Source organism: Rhizobium sp. CCGE 510 (assembly GCF_000292525.1).
Classification (GTDB): Bacteria; Pseudomonadota; Alphaproteobacteria; order Rhizobiales; family Rhizobiaceae; genus Rhizobium.
The window spans coordinates 140,967-166,895 of record NZ_AEYF01000021.1; the positions used below are offsets into that span (position 1 = coordinate 140,967).

Annotated in this window: 23 protein-coding genes; 20 read left to right on the top strand and 3 right to left on the bottom strand. The window is 60.5% G+C overall.

Annotated features, from left to right (window positions below; genetic code table 11):
* The first annotated feature begins 4 nt into the window (after positions 1-4).
* The 3 genes from murG to murB are packed head-to-tail and all read left to right on the top strand — an operon-like array spanning position 5 to position 3,512.
* Positions 5-1,129, top strand: coding sequence for an undecaprenyldiphospho-muramoylpentapeptide beta-N-acetylglucosaminyltransferase (gene murG / locus RCCGE510_RS11600; RefSeq protein WP_007630104.1), 1,125 nt, complete (start codon positions 5-7; stop codon positions 1,127-1,129).
* Positions 1,126-2,541: a UDP-N-acetylmuramate--L-alanine ligase gene (murC, locus tag RCCGE510_RS11605; RefSeq protein WP_007630105.1), complete on the top strand. Its 1,416-nt coding sequence runs from the start codon at positions 1,126-1,128 to the stop codon at positions 2,539-2,541. The genes murG and murC overlap by 4 nt, the downstream gene beginning before the upstream one ends.
* The gene (murB, locus tag RCCGE510_RS11610; protein WP_007630106.1) at positions 2,538-3,512 is read left to right on the top strand and encodes a UDP-N-acetylmuramate dehydrogenase; all 975 of its coding nucleotides are present in this window, start codon (positions 2,538-2,540) and stop codon (positions 3,510-3,512) included. Before murC ends, murB begins: the two co-directional genes overlap by 4 nt.
* Positions 3,513-3,515: 3 nt before the next feature.
* Here murB and RCCGE510_RS11615 read toward each other — a convergent pair whose 3' ends face one another.
* Positions 3,516-4,445: an SDR family oxidoreductase gene (locus RCCGE510_RS11615; protein WP_007630107.1), complete on the bottom strand. Its 930-nt coding sequence runs from the start codon at positions 4,443-4,445 to the stop codon at positions 3,516-3,518.
* A 211-nt stretch (positions 4,446-4,656) separates the two neighbouring features.
* Between RCCGE510_RS11615 and aqpZ the strand changes: the two genes are divergently transcribed.
* From aqpZ to ligA, 13 genes are all read left to right on the top strand, one after another.
* Positions 4,657-5,343, top strand: a complete 687-nt coding sequence (gene aqpZ / locus RCCGE510_RS11620; RefSeq protein WP_007630108.1) for an aquaporin Z — start codon at positions 4,657-4,659, stop codon at positions 5,341-5,343.
* A gap of 273 nt (positions 5,344-5,616) precedes the next feature.
* Complete coding sequence (locus tag RCCGE510_RS11625; protein ID WP_007630113.1) at positions 5,617-6,543, top strand: D-alanine--D-alanine ligase; 927 nt, start codon at positions 5,617-5,619, stop codon at positions 6,541-6,543.
* Positions 6,531-7,463, top strand: coding sequence for a cell division protein FtsQ/DivIB (locus RCCGE510_RS11630; RefSeq protein WP_007630114.1), 933 nt, complete (start codon positions 6,531-6,533; stop codon positions 7,461-7,463). Before RCCGE510_RS11625 ends, RCCGE510_RS11630 begins: the two co-directional genes overlap by 13 nt.
* A complete protein-coding gene (gene ftsA / locus RCCGE510_RS11635) occupies positions 7,460-8,791 on the top strand; it encodes a cell division protein FtsA (protein WP_007630115.1) in 1,332 nt (443 codons plus the stop codon). Before RCCGE510_RS11630 ends, ftsA begins: the two co-directional genes overlap by 4 nt.
* Before the next feature lie 56 nt (positions 8,792-8,847).
* Positions 8,848-10,566 carry a cell division protein FtsZ gene (ftsZ, locus tag RCCGE510_RS11640; protein WP_007630116.1) on the top strand — a complete coding sequence of 573 codons (1,719 nt, stop codon included), beginning with the start codon at positions 8,848-8,850 and terminating at the stop codon, positions 10,564-10,566.
* A 260-nt stretch (positions 10,567-10,826) separates the two neighbouring features.
* Positions 10,827-11,783, top strand: coding sequence for a UDP-3-O-acyl-N-acetylglucosamine deacetylase (gene lpxC / locus RCCGE510_RS11645; RefSeq protein WP_007630117.1), 957 nt, complete (start codon positions 10,827-10,829; stop codon positions 11,781-11,783).
* Between the two features lie 245 nt (positions 11,784-12,028).
* Positions 12,029-12,898 (top strand): outer membrane protein assembly factor BamD, encoded by an 870-nt coding sequence (locus RCCGE510_RS11650; RefSeq protein WP_007630118.1) that lies wholly within the window; start codon positions 12,029-12,031, stop codon positions 12,896-12,898.
* Positions 12,899-12,903: 5 nt separating this feature from the next.
* Positions 12,904-14,577 (top strand): DNA repair protein RecN, encoded by a 1,674-nt coding sequence (recN, locus tag RCCGE510_RS11655; RefSeq protein ID WP_007630124.1) that lies wholly within the window; start codon positions 12,904-12,906, stop codon positions 14,575-14,577.
* A 76-nt stretch (positions 14,578-14,653) separates the two neighbouring features.
* Positions 14,654-15,181 carry a DUF6886 family protein gene (locus RCCGE510_RS11660; RefSeq protein WP_007630125.1) on the top strand — a complete coding sequence of 176 codons (528 nt, stop codon included), beginning with the start codon at positions 14,654-14,656 and terminating at the stop codon, positions 15,179-15,181.
* A 457-nt stretch (positions 15,182-15,638) separates the two neighbouring features.
* Positions 15,639-16,418, top strand: a complete 780-nt coding sequence (locus RCCGE510_RS11670; protein WP_007630126.1) for a hypothetical protein — start codon at positions 15,639-15,641, stop codon at positions 16,416-16,418.
* 67 nt (positions 16,419-16,485) lie between these two features.
* Positions 16,486-17,337, top strand: coding sequence for a hypothetical protein (locus RCCGE510_RS11675; protein ID WP_007630127.1), 852 nt, complete (start codon positions 16,486-16,488; stop codon positions 17,335-17,337).
* Between the two features lie 345 nt (positions 17,338-17,682).
* On the top strand, positions 17,683-18,102 hold the full coding sequence (locus RCCGE510_RS35570) for a helix-turn-helix transcriptional regulator (RefSeq protein ID WP_007630129.1): 420 nt from the start codon (positions 17,683-17,685) through the stop codon (positions 18,100-18,102).
* Positions 18,103-19,178: 1,076 nt separating this feature from the next.
* The gene (ligA, locus tag RCCGE510_RS11695) at positions 19,179-21,335 is read left to right on the top strand and encodes an NAD-dependent DNA ligase LigA (RefSeq protein ID WP_007630132.1); all 2,157 of its coding nucleotides are present in this window, start codon (positions 19,179-19,181) and stop codon (positions 21,333-21,335) included.
* 32 nt (positions 21,336-21,367) lie between these two features.
* Here the strand turns inward: ligA and RCCGE510_RS11700 are convergent, their stop codons facing one another.
* Positions 21,368-21,904, bottom strand: a complete 537-nt coding sequence (locus RCCGE510_RS11700) for a GNAT family N-acetyltransferase (RefSeq protein WP_007630134.1) — start codon at positions 21,902-21,904, stop codon at positions 21,368-21,370.
* A 282-nt stretch (positions 21,905-22,186) separates the two neighbouring features.
* Here RCCGE510_RS11700 and RCCGE510_RS11705 point away from each other — a divergent pair, with 282 nt between their 5' ends.
* A complete protein-coding gene (locus RCCGE510_RS11705) occupies positions 22,187-22,777 on the top strand; it encodes a 3'-5' exonuclease (protein ID WP_007630136.1) in 591 nt (196 codons plus the stop codon).
* A 77-nt stretch (positions 22,778-22,854) separates the two neighbouring features.
* A complete protein-coding gene (locus RCCGE510_RS11710) occupies positions 22,855-23,349 on the top strand; it encodes a CreA family protein (RefSeq protein ID WP_007630137.1) in 495 nt (164 codons plus the stop codon).
* Positions 23,350-23,458: 109 nt separating this feature from the next.
* Here the strand turns inward: RCCGE510_RS11710 and RCCGE510_RS11715 are convergent, their stop codons facing one another.
* Entirely contained in the window at positions 23,459-23,929 is a 471-nt protein-coding gene (locus RCCGE510_RS11715) for a chemotaxis protein CheW (protein WP_003541378.1), read from the bottom strand.
* Positions 23,930-24,259: 330 nt separating this feature from the next.
* On the opposite strand from RCCGE510_RS11715, the gene RCCGE510_RS11720 reads away from it, so the two are divergent.
* Both RCCGE510_RS11720 and RCCGE510_RS11725 read left to right on the top strand, forming a co-directional pair.
* On the top strand, positions 24,260-24,859 hold the full coding sequence (locus RCCGE510_RS11720) for an SCO family protein (RefSeq protein ID WP_007630146.1): 600 nt from the start codon (positions 24,260-24,262) through the stop codon (positions 24,857-24,859).
* Positions 24,860-24,927: 68 nt separating this feature from the next.
* Positions 24,928-25,806 (top strand): 50S ribosomal protein L11 methyltransferase, encoded by an 879-nt coding sequence (locus RCCGE510_RS11725; protein ID WP_007630147.1) that lies wholly within the window; start codon positions 24,928-24,930, stop codon positions 25,804-25,806.
* Positions 25,807-25,929 lie beyond the last annotated feature (123 nt).

The window sequence follows — 25,929 nt, forward strand, 5'->3', positions numbered from 1 at the left end:
GGCCATGAGCAAAGGCATCGTGCTGCTTGCCGCCGGGGGAACCGGCGGCCATGTGTTCCCGGCGGAGGCGCTGGCCTTCAAGCTGAAGGAGCGCGGCTACGCGGTGCATCTCGTCACTGACAGCCGAGCCGAGCGTTATGCCGGCAAGTTCCCGGCCGAGGAGATCCATGTCGTGCCGTCGGCGACGATCGGCTCGAAGAACGCGGTTGCGGTCGCACGCTCACTGTGGACGCTCTGGAGCGGTATGCGGGCGGCAAAGAAGCTGATCCAGCGGCTGAAACCGGTTATCGTCGTCGGTTTCGGCGGTTATCCGACAGTGCCGCCGCTGCTTGCCGCCACGCGGCTCGGCGTGCCGTCGATGATCCATGAGCAGAACGCCGTGATGGGCCGGGCCAACAAGGCCTTGGCGACCCGCGTGCAGGGTATTGCCGGCGGTTTCCTGCCGGAAGGGGGCGGCGCCTTCCCGGACAAGACGGTGACGACGGGCAATCCGGTCCGCCCGGCGATCATCGCCGCCGCCGAAGTGCCTTACATGCCCTCGCATCCCGGCGAAGCTTTCAACCTCGTCGTCTTCGGCGGCAGCCAGGGCGCGCAATATTTCTCCAAGGCGCTGCCGACAGCGATCAGCCTGCTCGACGACGCGCTTCGCCTGCGCCTGCGCATCACCCAGCAGGTACGTCCTGAGGATATGGAGATGGTCGGCGGCTGCGTCGCCAAGCTGGAGATGGGCGCCGATATCGCCCCCTTCTTCACCGACATGGCCGAGAGATTGGCGACAGCCCATCTCGTCATCTGCCGCTCGGGCGCCTCGACGGTTTCGGAAATCTCGGTCATCGGCCGGCCTGCGGTGCTGGTGCCTTATCCGCATGCGCTCGATCACGACCAGGCGGCGAACGCGGCAGCCCTGGCTGCGACCGGTGGGGCCAAGGTCATTGTCCAGTCCGAACTTTCGCCGGAGAAGATCGCGGCGATCCTGACGGCGGTGATGAACGATCCGGAAAAGCTTTCGCACATGGCAGCGGCGGCGAGACTGGCCGGGAAACCCGATGCCGCGAACTTGCTTGCCGACATGGTTGAGGCTATTGCCGCCGGACGGACAATTGCGGACTTCAAGAGGACACGCGCATGAAACTGCCGAAGGCGATCGGCCTCGTTCATTTCATCGGCATCGGCGGCATCGGCATGAGCGGCATTGCCGAGGTGCTGCATAATCTCGGCCACAAGGTACAGGGATCGGACCAGGCCGACAGCGCCAATGTCCAGCGACTGCGCGACAAGGGCATCGAGGTATTCGTCGGCCACCGGGCCGAAAACCTGGGTGAGGCCGAAGTCGTCGTCGTCTCGACGGCGATCAAGAAGAGCAATCCGGAACTCATCGCCGCGCGCGAAAAGCTGCTGCCGGTGGTGCGCCGCGCCGAAATGCTTGCCGAGTTGATGCGCTTCCGCAATGCGATCGCCATCGGCGGCACGCATGGCAAGACGACGACCACTTCGCTGGTCGCGACGCTGCTCGAAGCCGGCGGGCTCGACCCGACCGTGATCAACGGCGGCATCATCAACGCCTACGGCACCAATGCCCGCATGGGCGAGGGGGAGTGGATGGTGGTCGAGGCCGACGAATCGGACGGCACCTTCCTGAAGCTTCCCGCCGATGTCGCCGTCATCACCAATATCGATCCGGAACATCTCGACCATTACGGCAATTTCGATGCCGTGCGCGCCGCCTTCCGGCAGTTCGTCGAGAACGTGCCGTTCTACGGCTTCGGCGTCATGTGCCTCGACCATCCTGAGGTGCAGTCGCTGGTCGGCCGCATCGAGGATCGCAAGATCATTACCTATGGCGAGAACCCGCAGGCCGACGTGCGCTTCACGAATGTGCGCATCGATGGCACGCGCTCGATCTTCGACGTCGAAATCCGCCGCCGCCGTACCGGCCAGGTGATCGAGCTCAAGGGGCTGGTCATGCCGATGCCCGGCAGGCACAATATTTCCAACGCGACGGCGGCGATCGCCGTTGCCAACCGGCTCGGCATATCGAGCGCCGATATCGCCAAGGGGCTTGCTTCCTTCGGCGGTGTCAAACGGCGTTTCACGCTGACCGGTGAATGGAACGGGGTGCAAGTCTTCGACGATTACGGCCACCATCCCGTCGAGATCAAGGCGGTGCTGCGCGCTGCCCGCGAATCCTGCAAGGGGCGGGTGATCGCTGTCCACCAGCCGCACCGCTATAGCCGCCTTGCGAGCCTGTTCGAGGAGTTCGCCGCCTGCTTCAACGATGCAGACAGCATTTTCCTCGCACCGGTCTATGCTGCGGGTGAAGATCCGATCGCGGGTATCGATTCCGTGTCGCTGGTCTCGCGCATCAAATCCGGCGGGCATCGCGACGCCCGGTTTCTCACCTCGGCGGAGCTTCTGCCGCAGATGGTTGCGGAGGTTGCAAAGCCTGGCGATTTCGTGGTTCTGTTGGGGGCTGGCAGCATCACATCCTGGGCGGCGGCGCTGCCCAAGCAACTGGAAGGCCTATCGGGAAAGTCCGTATGAAACAGGTGAATGGGGAAAAGCTTCTCGCGTCTCTCGGAGACGGTGTAAAGGATATCCGCGGGCGCATCACGCCGGATGCCCCCATGGACCGCGTCACCTGGTTCAGGGCAGGCGGCCTCGCCGAGCTGATGTTCCAGCCGCATGACATCGACGATCTCGTCGCCTTCCTGAAGATACTGCCGGAAGAGGTGCCGCTGACGGTGATCGGCGTCGGCTCCAACATCCTGGTGCGTGACGGCGGCATTCCCGGCGTTGTGCTGCGCCTGTCCGCCAAGGGGTTCGGCTTCGTCGAGCTTGCAGGCGAAAACCGCATTCTGGCCGGCTCCATCTGCCCCGATAAACATGTGGCCGCGATGGCGATGGATAACGGTATCGGTGGCTTTCATTTCTTCTACGGTATTCCGGGCAGCATCGGCGGCGCGGCGCGCATGAATGCGGGGGCAAACGGCGTGGAGACACGCGAACGGCTGATCGAGGTCAACGCCGTCGACCGCAAGGGCAACAAACATGTGCTTTCCAATGCCGAAATGGGCTATTCCTACCGGTATTCCGCCGCACCCGCCGACCTGATCTTCACCTCGGTGCTGTTCGAAGGCTATCCGGAAGAGCGCGCGCAGATCCGCGCCGAGATGGACGCCGTGCGCAATCACCGCGAGACGGTGCAGCCGGTGCGCGAAAAGACCGGCGGCTCGACCTTCAAGAACCCGGAGGGCCATTCGGCCTGGAAACTGGTCGACGAGGCAGGCTGCCGCGGCCTGGTCATCGGCGGAGCGCAGATGTCGTCGCTTCACTGCAACTTCATGATCAACATGGGGCAGGCGACCGGCTACGATCTTGAATATCTCGGCGAACAAGTGCGCCGCGAAGTCTTCGAGAAAGAGGGCATCAAGCTCGAATGGGAAATCAAGCGCCTCGGTGTCTTCATGCCCGGCCGCGAAGTGCGCCCGTTCCACGGCGTCACCAGCGAATAGTTCTTACTTCACAGCGAGCTTCAGACCTTCGCGTGGTGTGACGATGGGCGACCAGTCGAGCACGTCGCGGGCGTGGGATATGTCGACCTGCAGGGAACCGCAAAGACGCTGGTAGACGGCGTCTTTTCCGGTCAATCGCGCGCCCAGCTGCAACAGAGCGGGGGGGAAGGGAAGCAGCATCGGTTTGACGCCCAAGCCTGCGGCAATCCCCTCGATCAGCCCGGGCGTCGAGAGATCTTCTCCGTCGCCTGCGAGAAAGGTCTGGCCGGCAGCGCCCGGGTGCGTCATGCCCGTGATGATCAGATCGACGAGATTTGGAAGCGCAACCAGCGTCCGGTGGTTTTTCAGTGACGCGAAGGGGAGCGGTATCTTCTTCCTGACAAGTCCGACGAGCAGGGTGAAGTTCCCTCTGGCCCCAGGTCCATAGACGAGCGGCGGCCGAATGACGACGATTTCGATGCCGGTTCTGGCGGAGATTTCATGCAGCCCGATTTCGCTTTCCAGCTTCGAAACACCATAGGGATCAAGCGGCTTCGGCCTGTCGTCGTGGCGGAAGGGGCGGTCGTTCTCTTCACCATTGACTTTGATGCTGCTGATAAAAACCAGCCTTTTCACCCCGGCGCGTGCAGCTTGCTCGGCGAGATTCAGCGTGGCGGCGGTGTTGATCCGGCGGAATTCCGTCAGTGGATCGGCGGAGCGATCATTCATGATATGCACGCGAGCAGCGAGATGGACGACGACGTCAACACCGTGGAGAGCGGCCGTCCAGTCAGTTTCGCTGGAGATCTCGATGGGAAAATGCCGCACATCTGCCGGAAAGCTGGCGGCTGCAGATCGCGTGGTGACCTGAAGCTCGCAGAGCCGCTCTCTGTGCAGTCTTTCGACGAGAGGTCCACCGACAAAGCCGGCGGCGCCGGTAATCAGGCATTGCATGGTCTGTTCCCCGTTTATCTTGAGTGCTCCAGTTAGCCGGAAGTGTCGACCGCATCAATAAAAAAGCCGAGACGGTGGCCGTCGAGGATTCCTCGGATACGCAGTCTCTCGATCCTTGCGTGGAGCTTGCCGCAGCATTTGCCGCCAACTTGACCAGAATCAAATTGTAGCTGAATCATCATGAACTCTTTGGTTGAGGTGGAGGGCGCGCATGCAAAAGAGTCTTGTTGCCGAGTTTCTCGGCACGTTCTGGCTTGTCTTCGGTGGATGCGGCAGCGCCGTCCTTGCGGCGGCCTATCCCGAGCTGGGCATCGGTTTTGTCGGCGTGGCCTTTGCGTTCGGCCTGACCGTGCTCACCATGGCCTATGCCGTGGGCGGCATTTCGGGCGGTCATTTTAATCCAGCCGTCTCCTTCGGCCTGACGGTTGCCGGACGGTTTCCCGCGGCGCGTCTTGTTCCCTATATCGTCGTGCAGGTCGTCGGCGCCATCGCCGCGGCGGCGCTGCTCTATCTCATCGCCAGCGGCAAGGCAGGTTTCGAGCTCGGCGGTTTTGCTGCCAATGGATATGGCGATCATTCTCCGGGCGGTTATTCGCTGCTTTCGGCGCTGCTGATCGAAGTGCTGCTGACCATGTTCTTCCTGATCATCATCTTGGGATCGACCAGCAGCCGGGTGCCTGCGGGCTTCGCACCGCTTGCGATCGGCCTCGGGCTGACGTTGATCCATCTCGTTTCCATCCCGGTAACAAACACTTCGGTCAATCCGGCGCGTTCAACCGGCCAGGCGCTTTTCGTCGGCGGCTGGGCATTGCAGCAGCTCTGGCTGTTCTGGATAGCACCGCTTGTGGGCGGGGCGCTCGGCGGGCTCGTGTGGAAGTTCCTCGACGACGCCGACTGACTGCAGAACCCAGATCTATCCCATTGAGCCCGCGCGATTTTTCCGCGCGGGCTTTTCTGTGTTCGCGGATCGGTAGGCACCTTCGCTCCGATGCTCCCGAGGAAGCGAAGGTGGAAAAATGAAGGGCGCGGCAAGAGGAAGTTAACGAAAGTAAACACTTCGTTAACCATAATGGTGCTCTAATGCATGCGGGTCGGACAGAGGCCTGAAACGGCGCGGAAAGCTTCGCGCAAGCGTCGATTTCGACAATGGAAGTTATTTTTGGGGGTGTTGATGAGTCGCAAGCATGTCGCGGTCCTGATGGGCGGATTTTCCTCGGAAAGGCCTGTCAGCCTTTCCTCGGGAAAGGCTTGCGCAGAGGCTCTCGAAGCGGAAGGCTTCGAGGTGACTTGCATCGATGTCGCGCGCGACGTTTCCGAGAAGCTCGCCGCGCTGAAGCCCGATGTGGTCTTCAATGCGCTTCACGGGCCGTTCGGTGAGGACGGCACCATTCAGGGCATCCTCGAATATCTCGAGATTCCCTATACGCATTCGGGCGTGCTTGCCTCGGCGCTGGCGATGGACAAGGACAAGGCGAAGCTTGTCGCTGCCGCCGCCGGCATTCCGGTCGCCGAATCACAGGTGATCAACCGTTTTGCCTTTCCCTCGACGCATCCGATGAAGCCGCCCTATGTCGTGAAGCCCGTCCGCGAGGGATCGAGCTTCGGCGTCGTCATCGTCACCGAAGATCAGACGCATCCGCCGCAGGTCGTCAGTTCGCCCGAGTGGCGCTACGGCGAGGAAGTGCTCGTCGAGCGCTATGTCCATGGCCGCGAGCTCACATGTGGTGTGATGGGCGAAACTCCGCTCGGTGTCACCGAGGTGGTGCCGCAGGGACACAATTTTTATGATTACGACTCCAAGTACGCGGCAGGCGGTTCAAAACACGTCATTCCTGCGAAAATTTCACCGAATATTTACCAAAAAATACAAAGATTGGCCCTAAGGGCGCATCAGGCAATCGGTTGTCGCGGCGTCAGTCGGTCGGACTTTCGTTACGACGATCGTTTCTCCGAAGACGGCGAGATCATCTGGCTGGAGGTCAATACCCAGCCAGGCATGACTCCGACCTCGCTCGTGCCCGAAATGGCCGGTCATGCCGGTTATACATTTGGTCAGTTTCTCCGGTGGATGGTGGAGGACGCGTCTTGTTTGCGTTGACAGTCAAGAGGATTGGGCGTCCGAGCCATCATGCCGTGCTTCCGATCATGGAAGCCGAAGAGCGGTTCGTCCTGCCGCGTCCACTGCGCCGCGTGACCCGCTTCCTGGTCAGTCTCGGCAGCGGCCGCATCTACATCCCCGCCCATACCGGCACGGTCTCGGCCCTTGCCTTCCTGGCCGCAACCGGGCTTTACGGCATGTCGCTCGGCGGCCACACCGAATCTGTCGCGCAGGCGACGACAACGGCGGCGGGTTTTGCGATCGAGGACGTGAAGGTCTCGGGCAATTCGGAAACCTCCGAGATTGAGATCCTGCAACTGATCGGTCTGGACGGCACGACCTCGCTGGTCGCCCTCGACGTCGATGCCGCCCGCCGGAAGATCGCGCATCTCCCCTGGGTGGAAAATGTCGAGGTCCGCAAGATCTATCCGAAGACGATCGAGGTGAAGCTCAAGGAGCGTCAGGCCTATGCGATCTGGCAGCACGGGCAGGAGCTTTCCCTGATCGAGAAGAACGGCAGCGTCATTGCGCCGCTGCGCGACAACAAGTTTTCGGCGCTGCCGCTCGTCGTCGGCCGCGATGCGGAAACGGCAGCGGCTTCACTCGACGACGCCTTCTCGAAGTGGCCCGACGTGAAGGCCCGTGTGAAGGCCTATGTCTGGATATCTGGCCGTCGTTGGGACCTGCACATGGACAATGGCGTCGTCGTCAAGCTGCCGGAAGACGGTATCGAGCAGGCGCTGGCGACGCTTTCGAAGTTCGACAAGGAGCACCAGCTCCTGGAGCGGGACATTGCCGCGGTCGATCTCAGGCTGTCCGACAGAACCGCGATCCAGTTGACGCCGGAGGCGGCGGTCCGCAGGCAGACGGCTGTGACGGAGCGTACGAAAGAATTGAAGAAGGCGGGGCAGAGTATATGAGCTTGTTCGGTTCATCCCATTTCGGACTGCCGCGCCTGAAGCCGCTTTCGTCGAAGCGGTCGCATGTCGTTTCGGTGCTCGACATCGGCTCGACCAAGGTCGTCTGCATGATCGGACGGCTGACGCCGCGAGAGGAAAGCCAGATCCTGCCGGGCCGCACGCACAATATCGAGATCATCGGCATCGGTCACCAGCGTTCCCGCGGCATCAAGACCGGCGTGATTGCCGATCTCGACGCGCTGGAAGGAGTTATCCGTCTCGCTGTCGACGCGGCTGAACGCATGGCGGGGCTGACCGTCGAAAGCCTGATCGTCAATCTGACGGCCGGCCGTCTCGGTAGCGACATCTACACCGCGACGATCGATCTCGGCGGCCAGGAAGTCGAACTCAACGATCTGAAGAAGGTGCTGTCGGCAGCCTGCCAGCAGTCGCTGCGCCAGGACCGTTCGGTGCTGCATTCGCTGGCGACCGGTTTTTCGCTCGACGGCGAGCGCGGCATCCGCGATCCACTGGCAATGTACGGAGATGCGCTTGGCGTCGACATGCATGTCGTGACGGCGGAGCGCTCGGCGCTGAAGAACCTCGAACTCAGCGTCAACCGCGCGCATCTGTCGGTCGAGGGCATCGTTGCGACGCCCTATGCATCGGGCCTTGCGGCTCTTGTCGACGACGAGGTCGAGCTCGGCTGCGCGGCAATCGATATGGGCGGCGGCACGACGACGATCTCGGTCTTTGCCGAAGGCAAGCTCGTACATACGGATGCCGTCGGCCTCGGCGGCCATCACGTCACCACCGACCTTGCGCGCGGGCTTTCCACCCGCATCGAGGATGCGGAGCGGCTGAAGGTCGTGCATGCCACGGCCCTTTCGAATTCTTCCGACGAGCGCGAGCTGATCTCGATCCCGCCGATCGGCGAGGACGATCGCGACCAGCCGTCGCAGGTGCCGAGAGCGCTGGTTTCGCGCATCGTTTCGGCCCGAATTGAAGAGACGATGGAACTGATCCGCGACCGCATCCAGCGCTCCGGCTTCAGCCCGATCGTCGGCAAGCGCGTCGTGCTGACAGGCGGAGCCAGCCAGCTGACCGGCCTTGCCGACGTGGCGCGGCGCATCCTTGCCCGCAACGTCCGCATCGGCCGTCCGATGGGCGTCTCGGGACTGCCGACGGCGGCCAAGGGCCCGGCCTTTTCGACGGCCGTCGGCCTGATGATCTATCCGCAGGTCGCGGACATGGAGACACATGCGTCACAGAGCGGTCTGCTCCTGTCGCTTGGTGGAAATAACAGCCGCATAGCCCGGATGGGCCAGTGGCTGAAGGAAAGCTTCTGACAATTGAGTAATTGGCCGGCGTGGCGATGCGGCCAGAGAGAGAAGGAACAGGTACAATGACCATCAAGCTGCAAAAGCCTGACATCACAGAGCTGAAGCCGCGCATCACCGTATTCGGCGTGGGTGGCGGTGGCGGCAATGCCGTCAACAACATGATCACCGCCGGCCTCCAGGGCGTCGACTTCGTCGTCGCCAATACGGATGCGCAGGCGCTGACGATGACGAAGGCCGAGCGCATCATCCAGCTCGGCGTCAATGTCACCGAAGGCCTCGGCGCAGGTTCGCAGCCGGAAGTCGGCCGCGCGGCCGCCGAAGAGTGCATCGATGAGATCGTCGATCACCTGAACGGCACGCATATGTGCTTCGTCACCGCCGGCATGGGCGGCGGCACCGGCACAGGTGCAGCTCCCGTCGTCGCGCAGGCCGCCCGCAACAAGGGCATCCTGACGGTCGGCGTCGTCACCAAGCCGTTCCACTTCGAAGGCGGGCGCCGCATGCGCCTGGCCGAGATGGGCATCCAGGAACTGCAGAAGTCTGTCGATACGCTGATCGTCATTCCGAACCAGAACCTCTTCCGCATTGCCAACGATAAGACGACCTTCGCCGATGCCTTCGCGATGGCCGACCAGGTTCTCTATTCGGGCGTTGCCTGCATCACCGACCTGATGGTGAAGGAAGGTCTCATCAACCTCGACTTTGCCGACGTCCGCTCGGTGATGCGCGAAATGGGCCGCGCGATGATGGGCACCGGCGAAGCCTCCGGTTCCGGCCGCGCGCTGCAGGCCGCAGAGGCTGCAATCGCCAACCCGCTGCTCGACGAGACCTCAATGAAGGGTGCCCAGGGCCTGCTGATTTCCATCACCGGCGGTCGCGACCTTACTCTCTTCGAAGTCGACGAAGCGGCGACCCGCATCCGCGAAGAAGTCGATCCAGACGCCAACATCATCCTCGGCGCCACCTTCGACGAATCGCTTGAAGGCATCATCCGCGTCTCGGTTGTCGCGACCGGCATCGATCGGGCGATGAACGAGGCCGCCGAGCGCAACCTCCAGCCAGCCGCGAGGCCTGTTATCCGTCCCTCGGCGGCTGTTGCTCCGGCAGCAGCCGCAGTTCAGCCTGCCGCCGTGATGCAGGCACCGAAGGCCATGGATCCGATCGCGCAGACCATCCGCGCAGCCGAGATGGAACGCGAGCTCGAAATTCCGGCCCCGCGTGCCTCCGCACCACTGCAGCAGCCGGTGGCACCGCAGGAAACCTTCCGTCCGCAGAGCAAGATCTTCGCGCCTGCGCCGGAAGCTCCGGTAATGCGCTCTGCACCTGTGCAGCAGCAAGCTCCGGCACCCGTCATGAGCCAGCCGGTTATGAACCAGCCCGTCCAGCAGCAGCCGGTTCGGCAGGAACCGATCATCCGCCAGGCGCCCGAACCGATGCGCATGCCGAAGGTCGAGGATTTCCCGCCGGTCGTCCAGGCCGAACTCGACCACCGCACGCAGCCGGCTTCCGCGCATGCGGCGGAAGAGCGCGGTCCGATGGGTCTGCTGAAGCGAATCACCAATTCGCTTGGCCGCCGCGACGACGACGCCGTTGCCGCCGACATGACTGCCGCACCGCCGGCCGCTTCGCAGCAGCGCCGACCGCTGTCGCCGGAGGCCAGCCTTTACGCACCGCGTCGCGGCAACCTCGATGACCAGGGCCGGGCGGTTCCGCAGGCCCGGATGATGCAGGAAGACGACCAGCTGGAAATCCCGGCATTTCTGCGCCGCCAGTCGAACTGAACCGTGCTTCGGCACCATTTATGCCCGGGATCAAGGTCCCGGGCATTGCTGTTTTTAGATCTGTGATTCGCGAACGATTTCAATCCTGTGACTTCGTAACAAAGCGAAAGAAACAGTGATTTGGATTGGAACGCCGGCGCACGTAAGTATGGTGCAAGGAAACTGCCCCAGGAGTCCTTTCAACAGGCTCCTTGTACAGAACGAACGATGACCGCGCCGATTGGGCAGACTGCCGGTGCGGAAGAATAAAGGCAGATTTTATGGCAATTGGCTTGCTGGGTTTTCAAACGACGGTATCGCGTCCCGTGACGCTTTCGGGCATCGGGGTGCATTCGGGCGCTAATGTCTCGATCACGCTGAACCCGGCCGAATCGGACGCCGGCGTCGTTTTCCAGCGCCTGCATGCCAATGGCGACATCACCGAACTCAAGGCCGTCTCCTCGCAGGTCGGCAATACCGATCTCTGCACCGTGCTCGGCTTCTCGCCCGCCCATTCGGTCGCGACGATCGAGCATGTCATGGCGGCGATCTATGCGCTCGGCCTCGACAATGTGGTGATCGAGGTGCAGGGCTCCGAAATGCCGATCATGGACGGCAGTTCGCTGCCCTTCGTCGAGGCGATCGAGCAGGTTGGTCTGGTCTCGCTCGGCGTCAAGCGCCGCTATATCCGTATCACCAAGCCGGTGCGAATCGAGCATGGCGGCTCCTGGAGCGAATTCCGTCCCTATGACGGCACGCGCTTCGAAGTCGAGATTGATTTCGATTGCCCGCTGATCGGCCGGCAGAAGTGGGCCGGCGACATGACCGCCGCCGTCTTCAAGACCGAACTTTCCCGCGCCCGCACCTTCGGCTTCATGCGCGATGTCGAGCGTCTCTGGGCCTCGGGCCACGCGCTCGGTTCCTCGCTCGAAAATTCCGTCGTCATCTCGGACGACAATACCGTCATCAACGTCGAAGGGCTGCGTTACGCCAAGGACGAATTCGTCCGCCACAAGACGCTCGATGCCGTCGGCGATCTGTCGCTTGCCGGCGTCCAGTTCATCGGCTGCTACCGTTCCTATCGCGGCGGTCACAAGATGAATGCCAATGCGCTGAAGGCGCTGCTCGCCGATCCATCCGCCTACGAGGTTGTGGAGACGTCGACACGGCGCCAGCGCGTCGCTGCCCGCGAACTGATTGCGGTCAGCGCTTCGGAATTCGCTCCCTGGTCAGCATGACCTCCAGCACATTCTTAAGACCAGGCCGCCTCTTTCCCGGAGGCGGTTTTTTTATGTCCGGCCGGGTCCGATGCTTAACTGCCACAGGTCGGGGAAGAAGATGAAAAGCCGATCATTCCCCGGCTGCTGCCACAAAAATGCGTTAATGCCTTATCATTGCGTTGCTCTTGATGCACATTTGTGGCTAGAAACGCCAGCGAGGCGTGGCTGCCGTGGAGCGAGCGGCGGCAGTGGGGTTCTTTCGAATGGGTTATGCAGGATCTGAAGGTATGATGAAGACAGCGCGTGCTTTGTTCGCATCGCTTCTGGTGCTCAGTGCAGGCGCCTCGATATCCGGTTGCCAGTCGGACCCCGATATCGACATCACCAAACTCGGCCTCGAAACCGATCCGCCGGATGTGCTCTACACCCAGGGCCTTGCCAATATGAAAGCCGGCAACATGGCGGAAGCGGCGCGCAAGTTCGACGCGATCGACCGTGAGAATCCGTTCTCCGAATGGGCGCGCAAGGCGCTCGTCATGAGCACCTTCGTCAAATACCGCCAGGGCCGCCTTGACGATGCGCTTGCCTCCGGCAACCGCTACATGTCGCAATATCCGAAGTCCCCGGATGCCGCCTATGTGCAGTATCTTGTCGGTCTCACCTATTCCAAGCAGATCGTCGACGTGACGCAGGATCAGCGCGCCTCGGCAAAGACGATCGAGGCGATGCAGGCCGTCATCGACAATTATCCGAACTCCGAATATGTCGATGACGCGCAGGCGAAGATCCGCTTCGCGCGCGACCAGCTCGCCGGCAAGGAAATGCAGATCGGCCGCTACTACATGGAGCGGAAAGAATATCTCGCCGCGATCTCGCGCTTCCGCATCGTCGTCGAGAAATATCCGAACACGAACCAGATCGAAGAGGCCTTGGCGCGTCTCGTCGAAGCTTATTACGCCATGGGCATCGTCGAAGAGGCGCAGACGGCGGCTGCCGTTCTCGGCCACAATTATCCAGACAGCCAGTGGTACGCCGATTCCTACAAGCTGCTGCAGAGCGGCGGTGCCGAGCCGCGTGAGAACAAGGGCTCGTGGATCGCTGCGGCAGGCAAGAAACTTCTTCTCGGTTCCTGAGGCCAATGCTGATCCAGCTTTCGATCCGCGATATCGTCCTGATCGAGCGGCTGGATCTTGCCTTCGAGACCGGCCTCTCCGTGTTGACGGGTGAGACCGGGGCGGGAAAATCCATCCTGCTCGACAGCCTGTCTCTGGCGCTCGGTGGGCGCGGCGACGGCGACTTGGTGCGCCACGGCGAGGACAAGGGCCAGGTGACCGCGGTGTTCGACGTCGGCATGGACCACGGCGCCCGCACGCTGCTGCGTGAAAACGGGATCGACGACGAGGGCGACCTGATCTTTCGCCGCCAGCAATCGGCGGACGGGCGCACCAAGGCCTATGTCAACGACCAGCCGGTCAGCGTGCAACTGATGCGCCAAGCCGGCCAGATGCTGGTCGAAATCCACGGCCAGCACGACGATCGCGCCCTTGTCGACACCAATGCCCACCGCACTCTGCTTGATGCCTTCGGCGGTCTCCCCGATGAGGTTTCGGAGGTATCCCGGCTGTATCGCCTGTGGCGCGACAGCGAGCGGGCGCTGAAGAAGCATCGCGAGAAGGTGGAAGGTGCGGCGCGCGAAGCCGACTATCTGCGCTCCTCCGTTGAGGAACTGGAAAAGCTCTCGCCGCAGGATGGCGAGGAGGACGGACTCGCCGATCGCCGGCAAAAAATGATGAAGGCCGAGCGAATCGCCGGCGATATTGCCGAGGCGTCCGAGTTCCTGAACGGCAATGCCTCGCCAGTGCCTCATATCGCCTCGCTGGTGCGCCGGCTGGAGCGCAAGAGCCATGAGGCGCCGGGCCTGCTTGAAGACACTGTGACGCTGCTCGATGCCGCGCTTGACCAGCTTTCCAACGCGCAGATGGAAGTCGAGGCAGCGCTGCGCAAGACCGAATATGATCCGAGGGAACTGGAGCGGGTGGAGGAGCGGCTTTTCGCGCTCAGGGCCGCCTCGCGCAAATACTCCGTGCCCGTCACCGAGCTGCCGGCGCTCGCCGCCCGCATGATCGCCGAACTCGCCGATCTCGACGCTGGCGAGGAGAGGCTTGCCAAGCTCGAAGCCGAGGTCGGCCTGGCGAGGGAAAATTACGATGCGGCGGCGCGCTCGCTCTCCGACAAGCGCCATCACGCCGGCACCGCGCTGGCGGCGGCTGTCATGGCGGAACTGCCGGCGCTGAAGCTTGAACGCGCCCGTTTCATGGTCGAGATCACCACGGATGCCCAGGAGGCGCTCGCCGAAGGCATCGACGTCGTCGAATTTCATGTTCAGACCAATCCGGGCACACGGCCGGGCTCGATCATGAAGGTTGCCTCCGGCGGCGAGCTGTCGCGTTTCCTGCTGGCGCTGAAGGTGGCGCTCGCCGATCGCGGATCGGCCCCGACACTCGTCTTCGACGAAATCGATACCGGCGTCGGCGGAGCCGTTGCCGATGCGATCGGCCAACGGCTGAAGCGGTTGTCGGAGCGGGTGCAGGTGCTATCGGTCACGCATGCGCCGCAGGTCGCGGCGCGGGCGGCGACGCATCTTCTGATTTCCAAGGGACCGGCGGCCGAGGGATCCGAAAAGATCGCCACGCGCGTGGCGACGATGGCGCAGAAGGACCGCACCGAGGAGATCGCCCGCATGCTGGCCGGGGCTTCGGTGACCGAAGAGGCGAGGGCGGCGGCGAAGCGGCTGCTTGCGGGCAATGGCTGATCTCCGGAAGCGGCCGCTGTGACATGCATTCCGATTCACGTTATGCGAATCACTCGATCAGCGGTGATCCCTTGCCATGCGTCTTTTCCATTTCAGCGATGATCCCGATATCGCCGTCTTCGAACCGCGCCCGGTCCGCATCCCCTCCATTCGCCCGGCCGGCAGGGAATGGCTGAACGGTCCGCTCGTCTGGGCGATCGATGGCGATCATGACTTCATGTATCTCTTTCCGCGCGACTGCCCGCGCATCCTGATCTGGGCGACGCCGGATACGTCGGAGGCCGAACGGCGGCGCTGGCTCGGTGATTGGCCCGCCGTCGCCTTCGTCGAGCGTCATTGGCTGGAAAGGCTCGAGGCAGAGACGATCCATCGTTACGAGATGCCGACGCAGGATTTCGAGAATCTCGATGACGCGGGCATGTGGGTGGCCCGCCGACGTGTCATTCCCGTCAAGCGGACCGCCATGTCGCGCCTCGACCAGGAGCTTGTGTCACGCAAGGTGGATCTCAGGGTGGTCGATAGCCTGCGGCCGTTGAAGAGCCTCTTGAATACCGGCCTGCATGCCAGCGGCATCCGGCTGCGCAATGCTCGAGACTGGGAATAGGCCGGTTAGGCGGCGAGCTATCGCGTTTCCTGCCGGCGCCGAAGGCCGCGACAAGCGTCCCACAGGCATGAATTACGTGCGAACGCTGACCCCAATCTCCCTCATCCCTGTGCTCGTCACAAGGATCCAGCGCGCCCAAGTCCTTGGGCGCGAGAGACTTCTTGCCTGTATGAGAGTCATTCACGGCGCGGACGCGCCGTGGCTGGATCCCTGTGACGAGCACAGGGATGTGTAGCGCGCAAAATCGAATGGCATTTCGCGCAAGATCAAATGGCAACAGAAACTAACTCAATCGGTCGTTGGAATTTTAACAGCGGAAACCCAGAATTTTTGATCTTCTTGAAAGCTCTTAATTGCCTCGTGAAGCTCTCTAAGGCGCGACTCGGTTTTCGGCTATCATCCACGTTCCAATAACGCCAACACAGCCACCGCCCTACGGCATCCCCCAGAGGAGCAAATGCGAAAGATCCAAAGGCCAGTCTCGAAGTGCATCTTCTGCGGTATTCGCTACGCCAACTCAAAAGAAGACTACTGGCCGAAGTGGCTCCAACCACACCTGCCAAAAGCTTCCCCATACACCCTGTTTGTGACCGAGGGCAGCGAACCCCGGAAAATCAACGCGCGGGTCAAGGGTGCTCCTACAGAACAGACAATCGAAGTGGTCTGCAAACTCTGCAACAATGGCTGGATGTCTCGCATTCAAAATGCTGCAAGCGCGCACTTAAAGCCCTATTCGACCGTTGGCAGGACAATGTCTCAGACGGTGCAGGAAGTCATCGCGACGTGGGCGACAATATTCACGATGGTAATCGAATTTTATGATCCGAAGCTTGTCATGGCTACCGATCAGGATCGGCACGCCATGCCATTCACTGCAAAAAGCTTCAGCAAACCGCCTCCCGACTGGCGAATCTATATGACTCGACTTCGAAGCAACGACGAGGCCGATTGGTTCCACACCGGCGCCTGGCCGCGGTCCGAAGAGGGTGAGCTCGACCGAGCTCTATTTACGAGGATCCATTTTGGCACCGTGGGGTTGATTGTTGTGCGTTTACCAGGACCGTATCAAGTCGGCTATGCCGGATTAGATGAACTCTGCCACCAGTCTGGATTGCACAGAATTTGGCCGTCACAGTTGGGAACGATTGAGTTCGCACGAGGCCTGAGCGCCAAGAAATTTCTATTCATTGCCTCGCTCATGCGGCAAACGATGCTAGCGCTCTATGCAGGACACTGAATGGCACGGGCGTCGCTGATAGCCGGACGCTGATAGGCGAGGATCCAGTTAAGGGTTGGAGGATAGCATGGCATCCAATTTTGAGCGGCGGCTGCGCCGCTTCGGCCGCACTGCCCTCCACCCGGACAGTCTGGAATTTTGGCAGCCCCTTTTGAAACAACTGCTCGACCGCTTCAGTTATTTCGCAGCTGAGCGAGCTCGGCAGCAAGCTCCGGGTCATTCAGTGGCAATCGGATTTTCAGAAGATTGTGAATACAACGCCATCGCCAGAACGGACGACGAGGGAGACCTGATTGCGATCAGCGCCAACGTGCCTGTGTCGTTAGAGCGGGCATTCAATCGCGCTCTCTGTTTCAAATCGGTTATGCCTTTCGCGGGGCCGCTTGACGAGGAACACGTTGATCCAGAGCCGGTTGATCCGAAAGACCTTGTATATGGTCTCAACTCAAATGTTCCTCGGATAGTTCCGCCCAATCAGATCAGATCGAACTTGGCAACGCTTCTCACGACTATCGCGATGGACTTCATCTTCGAACACGAGATGGGTCACATATGGAACGGTCACACGAGCTTCGGTAACGGGCTCGGGATAAGCGCCTACAAAGAAATTGAAAAAACACCCGATGCGCGGATTTCCGAGACTGAATACCAAACTCTCGAAATGGATGCCGACGTCTTCGCTGGAACCGCCATGACTCGGGAAAGACTACTACCGCAACCCTGGTTGCCGATGATTACGGACTGGGAAAATAAATTTGGGCCTGGCTCGACGATGCTTTCGCTTCAGATGTGGGCGGTCTACTTCTCTTTCAGGATCGCAGACGAAGCCGCGACCCTGGCAAATGTGGAAACGAGGAAGCACCCCCCGATTTACGTAAGGCTATTTTCACGTCCTCGGTTCCTGGGCGGCTGCCCTTAGCAGAAGGAGGGGGCGCGACGAGAAAGAGACGTACGAGATGATCCGTTCCATCACTATGGGCGTGGAAGGTGCTTTTGCCTGCCTCACCGGAAGGGAGTTTGATCCTGCCGGCATTACTATGGCCTATAGCCAAGAGGCACGGGATTACATAGTGGTCCTTCTGAAATATTGGCCGCGACTTCGGCCTCAGTTGGACCCTTTGAAGCGGGGTGGAAACCTCGCTCCGGTGACCGAGTTTTAAACAGGCCTAGTCGGCCTCATAAACAGCCGCGTTGTCCTGCACCTCGCGCAGCCCGCCGCCTGATTCCACATTGAAGAAACTTTGAAAGGTCTCGTGGTCGAATAATGAATGAAATTGCTTTTATTCAGCGTCTGGACGTCCAGGCGTCTGCAGGGACTGGTGCCCTCGTTGTTAGCGAAGATACCGTTGATATTCTTGGCTTTAATCGAAATTGGCTCCGCGAGCGCAGCATTAATGCAGCCGCCGCCCGAATACTTGACGTCAAAGGCGACAGCATGGAGCCGACGATCCGAGACGGCGACATTCTAGTGGTCGACACCTCGATAAATCAGGTCCGCGACAACGCCATTTACGTCATCATATATGCCGGCAATGTCCTAGTGAAACGCGTCCACATAAAGCGCGATGGCTCGCTAACGCTGATATCCGACAATGAGCGATACCCACGCGAAGACGTGCCGATCGCAGAAGTCCCGGATCTGCACATTGCGGGTCGCGTCATGTGGTTTGGAAGGTCGATATGACCCGCCGAGCTGCGTTCTTATGTGCGCTGTTAATTTCTGCATTTACAGCGACTTGTGTCTACGCAGATTGGCAAGATACACGGTGGGGTCAATCACTCGAAGCGTTGAGAGCGAGCGAAAGGCAATTGGAGCTAGTGGTCGGGACCGCGATCGAAGATCGCTCCATTCCGGCATACGGAAAGCCGCTTCTTTCGGGGCCATACAAGGCAGGGGCTGAGAACTTTTCTGCCGATTACCTGTTTCATAACAAAAAGCTTTCTGCGGTTGTGCTATATATGAGTGATTACGAGCAAGCCGTGCGGGTTAGTGCAAAGCTCCGGGCACAATATGGTAGGCCTGAACTCGACGACCTCGATCTTGGCCCTCCGACATACTGCACGACGGAGATGCGGACTTGGCGCGACAGCGAGCGGGGAAACCTGATCACGTTTCGAAGCCGATATTGCAGAAATCCGGCGGTGAAGACCTCGCAATACCTTTTGTATACGCCGATCGTCAGCTCAACGAAGAGTGGCTTGTGAGAGGCATCAAGTCTGATGACAAAGCGGGATGAGAACGAGAAGCCTCCTGAGAAAAAGCAGGAAATCGAATATTATCACGAGTTTAGAGGCCGCAGAGAGATCCAAGCATTCGTAGATTTTTTTAAAATTATGAAGTCGCTTTTTTCACGAAAAGTCTGAACTCGAAGGCGTTCTAAAACGGCAGCTAAAATCCCCTCTCTCCCTGCAGCAATGGTAGGTCAAAATGCGGGGAAAGGGTTAGGCCAACGACTTCTTATCTGCAACTGAGGTGCCATTTGATCTTGCGCGGCTGTTGTCGCATCTTTCGCCGCGGAATCCACTAGAAGCCCTGTGTTTATAGGCTTTCACCGCCATTTCCCGGCAATTCCCAGATATTCCCGGCTAGTGCCATGTGATCTTGCGGGTTACAGGATGAGGGATGAGGGCAGAGAGCTGGGTGGCCCTGTCCGATAGCGGGCCATCCGGCATGCAGCATATCCCCCTCTCTTTTCATCCGGCAATTTTGCTCTAAAAACAATCCAGATTTTCTGACCAGATTCTCTGGAGTGATGTTCCATGTCCACCGAAGGTTCCGCCGTCGATACGTTGACGATCGAAGAGGTTGCCGCCGAGCTTGAGCGCCTGGCAAAGGAGATCGCGCATCACGATGCGCTCTACCATGGAAAGGACCAGCCGGAGATCTCGGATGCCGATTACGACGCGTTGAAGCGCCGGAACGATGCGCTCGAAGCACGATTTCCCGAGTTGATCCGCGAGGACAGCCCGTCGCGGCATGTCGGCGCTGCGCCTTCCGTCACTTTCACGCCCGTCGTCCATGCGCGGCCGATGCTGTCGCTTGACAACACCTTCTCGCAGGAGGACGTGCAGGATTTCGTCGCTGGCGTCTATCGCTTCCTCGGCCGTCTGCCGGACCAGTCGATCGCCTTTACCGCCGAGCCGAAGATCGACGGTCTGTCGATGTCGATCCGTTACGAGAACGGCAGTCTGGTGACGGCTGCGACGCGTGGCGACGGTACAACGGGGGAGAACGTCACCGCTAACATTCGCACCATCGCAGAAATCCCCAACAAGCTACCGAAGGGCGTGCCCGCTGTAGTGGAGATCCGCGGCGAGGTTTATATGGCCAAGAGCGACTTTCTGGCGCTGAACCGGCAGATGGAGGCGGAGGGCAAGCAGACCTATGTCAACCCACGCAATACGGCGGCCGGGTCACTGCGCCAGCTCGACGCCAAGGTGACGGCGAGCCGCAAGCTGAAATTCTTCGCCTATGCCTGGGGAGAGATGTCGGAGATGCCTGAAGATACACAGTTCGGCATGGTGCAGACCTTCAAGGACTGGGGATTTCCCGTGAACCCGCTGATGAAGCGGCTGAATTCGGTCGCTGACATTCTGGCGCATTATGACGAGATCGGCCTCGAACGTCCGGATCTCGACTACGACATCGACGGCGTCGTCTACAAGGTCGACAGCCTCGAATTACAGCAGCGTCTCGGCTTCCGCTCGCGCAGCCCGCGCTGGGCGACGGCGCATAAATTTCCGGCCGAACAGGCTTTCACCGAGGTCGAGAAGATCGAGATCCAGGTCGGCCGTACCGGAGCGCTGACGCCGGTGGCGCGGCTGAAGCCGATCACCGTCGGCGGCGTCGTCGTCACCAATGCGACGCTGCACAACGAGGACTACATCAAGGGTCTCGGCAATAATGGCGAGCGCATCCGGCCGGAAGACCATGATATCCGCGAAGGCGATACCGTCATCGTCCAGCGCGCCGGCGACGTCATTCCGCAGATCCTCGACGTGGTGATGGAAAAACGCACGGCTGACGCCCGATCGTACGAATTTCCGAAAACCTGCCCGGTCTGCGGTTCGCATGCGGTGCGCGAGGTCAACGAGAAGACCGGCAAGATGGATTCGGTGCGCCGCTGCACCGGCGGGTTCATCTGCCGGGCGCAGGCGACCGAGCATCTGAAGCACTTCGTCTCGCGCAACGCCTTCGATATCGAGGGGCTGGGGTCGAAGCAGATCGACTTCTTCTTCGAAAACGAGGATCCGTCGCTGCAAATCCGCACGGCGCCCGAGATCTTCACGCTGGAGGAGCGGCAACTGCAATCGCTGACCAAGCTGGAGAATATCGACGGCTTCGGCAAGGTCAGCGTCGGCAAGCTTTATATGGCGATCAACGAGCGGCGCAGTATTGCGCTCCATCGCTTCATCTACGCGCTCGGCATCCGTCACGTCGGCGAAACCACAGCGAAGCTGCTGGCGCGCTCCTATGGCACCTACGAAGCCTTTGAAACGGCTATGCGGGAGGCTGAGACGCTTGCCGGCGACGCCTGGAACGATCTCAACGCCATCGACGGCATCGGCGAGGTCGTTGCCCGCGCCATGGTCGAATTCTACAAGGAACCGCGCAACGTTGCGGTGATTTCGGAGCTGATCAGGCAGGTGAAGCCTCAGGAGGCCGAGCACCCGGTCACCTCAGGCAGTCCGGTCGCCGGCAAGACCGTGGTCTTTACCGGATCGCTGGAAAAATTCACCCGCGACGAGGCGAAGGCGAGGGCGGAAAGCCTCGGCGCCAAGGTGGCGGGATCGGTCTCCAAGAAGACCGACATCGTTGTCGCCGGCCCTGGCGCCGGCTCCAAGCTCGACAAGGCGCGCGAACTCGGCGTGCAGACGATGGACGAGGACGAATGGCTGGCGCTGATCAGCGGGTGAGAGGCTGACGGCGGGCCGTCAGCCTCGTTCTTTCAAAGCCTGAGCCGCGCCATCGTATAGGCGTCGACATACTCTCCCGATCGAAAGCCGAAGGCCCTTAGCAGACCTTCGCGCTCGAAGCCGAACTTTTCGTAGAGGCCGATCGCGACACCGTTGTCGGTGTAGACGGTCAGTTCCAGCCGTTTGACATCAAGCCAGTCGTCGGCGGCGTCGACCATGGCGCCGAGCAGGATGCGGCCGAAACCACGGCCGGTGAAATCGTCATGCACGCCCATGCCGAGGCTGGCAACGTGCTGCCTGCGGCCGGAGAAGCGATTGAGGCCGCCATTGCCGACGATCTTGCCATCCAGGGTGACGACGAGGTTCAGCGCACCCGGCGACGGGTTTTCCATATTTTTGCGAACCTCTTCGACCCTCTGGTACGGTGGCCGCAGGGTGCCGGCCCGATAGCCCGGCAGATTTATCAGATCGGTGATTTCCTCCGCATCGGAAAGGCGTACGGCGCGCACGAGGATGCCCTCCGGAAGGCGCGCTCGGCGGCCAGCGTCACTCTCTTCGTTTTCAGACATTGGCTGCTCTCCGTTGATTTAAGGAGGAGAGCCGAGGTTCTGAAAACCCTGCTCGCCTCGGCAGGGTTTTCAGGATGATCGGATCGCTGTTAACGCGCCATCGCTCCCGCGTACCCTTCAAGGGTCGTGGTGTGGTGGATAAACGCTGCCATGGTCATGAAACCGATCATGGCGAGAAGTTTCGATATGTCGGTTGAAAAGTCAACCATGCGTCGTGTCGAATTTGCGCCGCCGGGAGCAGGACGGTATTTCTATTTTTGAAGGAATGATTCGGGTGCTGATTTGAAGACCATCGCGATTGACTTCGAGACGGCGAACGAACAACGCGGTAGCGCCTGTTCCGTCGGCCTTGCCTGGATCGAGGAGGGCAGGGTTACGCGCGTCGAGGAACGGCTGATCCGGCCGCGGGACATGCGCTTTTCCGGGATGAACATTGCGATCCACGGCATCCGGCCGGAACATGTCGAGGATGCGCCTGAGTTTCCCGAGGTGATGGACGAGTTCCATGAGGATATCAGCGGCTCGACAATGATCGCCCACAACGCCGCCTTCGACTTCAGCGTCTGGCGGGCGAGCCTCGATCTCTACCGGCAATCCTACCCGGAACTTTCTTATCTCTGCAGCCTCAAGATGGCGCAGCGGATCTGGCCGCACTTCCTCTCGCATCGGCTGAACCTGATCGCCGAGCATCTCGGCTTGCGTTTCGTGCACCACAATGCCGCCGAGGACGCCGTCGTCTGCGCGACCGCAGCGATCGAGATGGCAAAAGCGGTCAAGGCCAATGCCGTTCATGCCATACCGGCGCTGATCGGCATGAGGCCCGGCCGGCTGTCGGCGCGGGCCTACGAGCCTTGTACCTGCCGAAAAGGCTGATCCCTTTCCGCAAACGCGCTTATCTTGCAAAGCATGGGTGCATGCTTATCTAGAATGCGGATTACCAGGGAGCCGCCATGTCCAGACTGCGCAATCTTCTCCTCGCCGCCTTCTCTTTCGCCGCCCTTTCCACAGGTGCTGCCTCAGCCGAGGTTGTCGGCAAGGTCGGGGTCGACTGGATCGGCAACGACATCATCGTCGAGGCGGTCTCCGACCCTGACGTCAAGGGCGTCACCTGCCATGTCACCTACTTCGACCGCAGCCTGATCGACCGGTTCAAGAACGGTAACTGGTTCGAGGATCCGTCCAACAATTCCATCGCCTGCCGGCAGACGGGGCCGATCGAGATCGGCAGTATCGACTTGTCCAAGGATGGCAGCGAGGTGTTCCGCCAGGGCATGTCGCTGATCTGGAAGACACTGGTCGTCAACCGCATCTACGACAAGACCAACGACACGCTGATCTATCTCGCCCATTCGCGCGAATTGACCGATGGGTCGGCGAAGATGTCGATTTCGACGATTCCGCTCTATGGGCAGAACGTTGTCTGGAAGAATGGGAAGCCGCAATAAGGCTTCTGCGGTGAGATTTTGGAAAGAGCGCCGCTTCCCTTTTTCGCTCATTCCAAATTCAAAAAGGCCCGGACGAGCCAGGCCTCTTAATTCCAGATATGGATAGCCCTCAGGCGGCCTGGGTCAACTCGTCGGCGATGACCGTATCGAGGTTGAGGAAGCAGACCATGGTCTTTTCGAGCGCGACGATGCCGCGGCAGAAGGCGCGCTGGGCTTCCGGGATGATTTCCGGTGGTGGCTGCAGGTCTTCGCTCTTGATGGTCATCATGTCGGAGACCTGTTCGACCAACAGGCCGACCAGCTTGCCGGCAATGTCGGTCACGATGATCGCTGAGCGCTCGGAGGGCTCGGTCATCTTCATGCCGAGGCGGCAGGCCATGTCGATGACGGGGATGACCGCGCCGCGCAGGTTGATGAGGCCGAGCACGTAGGGCGGGGTGTGCGGCATCGGCGTCACCGGCGCCCAGCCGCGGATTTCGCGGATGGCCATGATGTCGATGCAGAATTCCTGGTCGCCCAGGTGGAACGAGACGATTTCGAGATAAGCGCCCGACTGCTTGATGGCGTTGTTGTTGTTCATGGTCAGAATTCTTCCCAGTTGTCCCCGACGGGAGCGGCGATGCATAACCGCCGTTAAATATAGATGTGACGGCTTAAGTCTTTCCTAACGATATGTATTTTCGGATTACCCGTCGCTCTAAAGGTAAGCCATTCGCAAACATCGCATTTTTGATCCGGGCAGATTTCTAAGCGCGAATTTCCTTACCCCGACAGTTTCTGCGGGTGAGGCGATTAATCACGGGTCAAAAAACATATTCTTGAATTGCGCGCGCTCGGTCGAGACTATAATCACGCGGAGCGCGCGCACGGGGCCGGCGGCACCTATCCGCCTGGATCGAGGATCATGCCAATGAAGAGATTTCGCATCGCCGTCTGGGTCGGTGTTTTGATACTTGCCGGGGTTCTCGGCTGGGCGACGTATTATCCGAAGTCTCAAGATGTGGTGGCGGAAGCGCCCTTCGGCGTGCCTTTCACTCTGGTCTCGCAAAGCGGACAGCCGATCACCGAACAGGCGCTCCGTGGCAAGCCGACGGCGCTGTTTTTCGGCTTTACCCATTGCCCGGAAGTTTGCCCGACGACGCTTTTCGAGCTGAACGGCTGGATGGAGAAAGTTGATCCGAAGGGCGACAAGCTGCAAGCCTATTTCGTGACCGTCGATCCAGAGCGTGACACGCCCGAGATCATGAATGGGTATGTGTCCAACGTCTCCAAGCGCATTACAGGCATATCAGGCGCGCCTGAGAAGATTGCCGAAGTCATCAAGGGTTTCCGCGTCTACGCCAAGAAGGTGCCGATCGACGAAAAGGATCCGAACGGTGACTATACGATGGATCACACCGCCTCGGTCTTCCTGCTCGACTCGGCCGGGCGGTTTGCCGGAACGATCGCCTATGGCGAAAACCCGGACACGGCGGTAAAGAAGCTGGAGAATCTCGTCAGCAAGGGGTGATGGTTTCAGCGTGATGGGGCGTTGACTCGACCGGTGGCGGGCAACGGAAACGGGAAAGACCGCCTATCGTGAGTGAAATCCGCCTTTACGTGACGACGACCGAAAGCAGGGCCGAAGAGATCCTCGACCTTCTGAGCGCGGTCTTCGGCGAAGAAGACTTTGCCATCGGCACCACCGAGATCGATGAGAAGAGAGACATCTGGGAAGCCTCGATCTATATGATGGCCGAGGACGAGGCTGAAGTGCATTCCCGCGTCGAGGACGCATTGAAAGCCTCTTTCCCCGATGCCCGGTTGGAGCGGGAAGTCATCCCTGACGTCGACTGGGTGGTGAAGTCGCTGGAGGGGCTGAAGCCCGTCAGGGCAGGGCGCTTCCTCGTGCATGGGTCGCATGACCGCGACAAAATCCGCTCCGGCGACATCGCCATCGAGATCGATGCCGGCCAGGCCTTCGGCACCGGCCATCATGGCACGACGGCTGGTTGCCTCGAGGTGATCGATGCCGTGGTGCGCTCGCGCCCGGTTCGCAACGCGCTCGATCTCGGCACCGGCAGCGGCGTGCTGGCGATCGCGGTGCGCAAGCTCAGGAACATACCGGTGCTGGCGACCGACATCGATCCGATCGCGACACGGGTGGCGGCTGAGAATGTGCGCCGTAACGGCATCGCATCGGGCATTGTTACCAGGACAGCTCCCGGTTTTCATTCGACGGCGTTTTCCGAGCATGGTCCTTTCGATCTCATCATCGCCAACATTCTCGCCCGGCCACTGATCCGCATGGCGCCGAAGCTTGCGACACATCTGGCACCCGGTGGATCGGTCATTCTGTCCGGCATTCTGGCCGCGCAGCGATGGAAGGTAATTGCGGCCTATAGCGGTGCGAGGCTTCGCCATGTCAGGACAATTTGGCGGAATGGCTGGGTGACGATCCACTTCGATCGGCCATGATTTTTTGGGGCCGCGAGGCGAGGGCTTGGCCTGTCGGCTTTAGGCAGGTGTCTCCGCCCCACCTTCATTCCTGTGCTTGTCACAGGAATGAGGATGGGGCGAGGTTCGCGCTTCGTACAAACG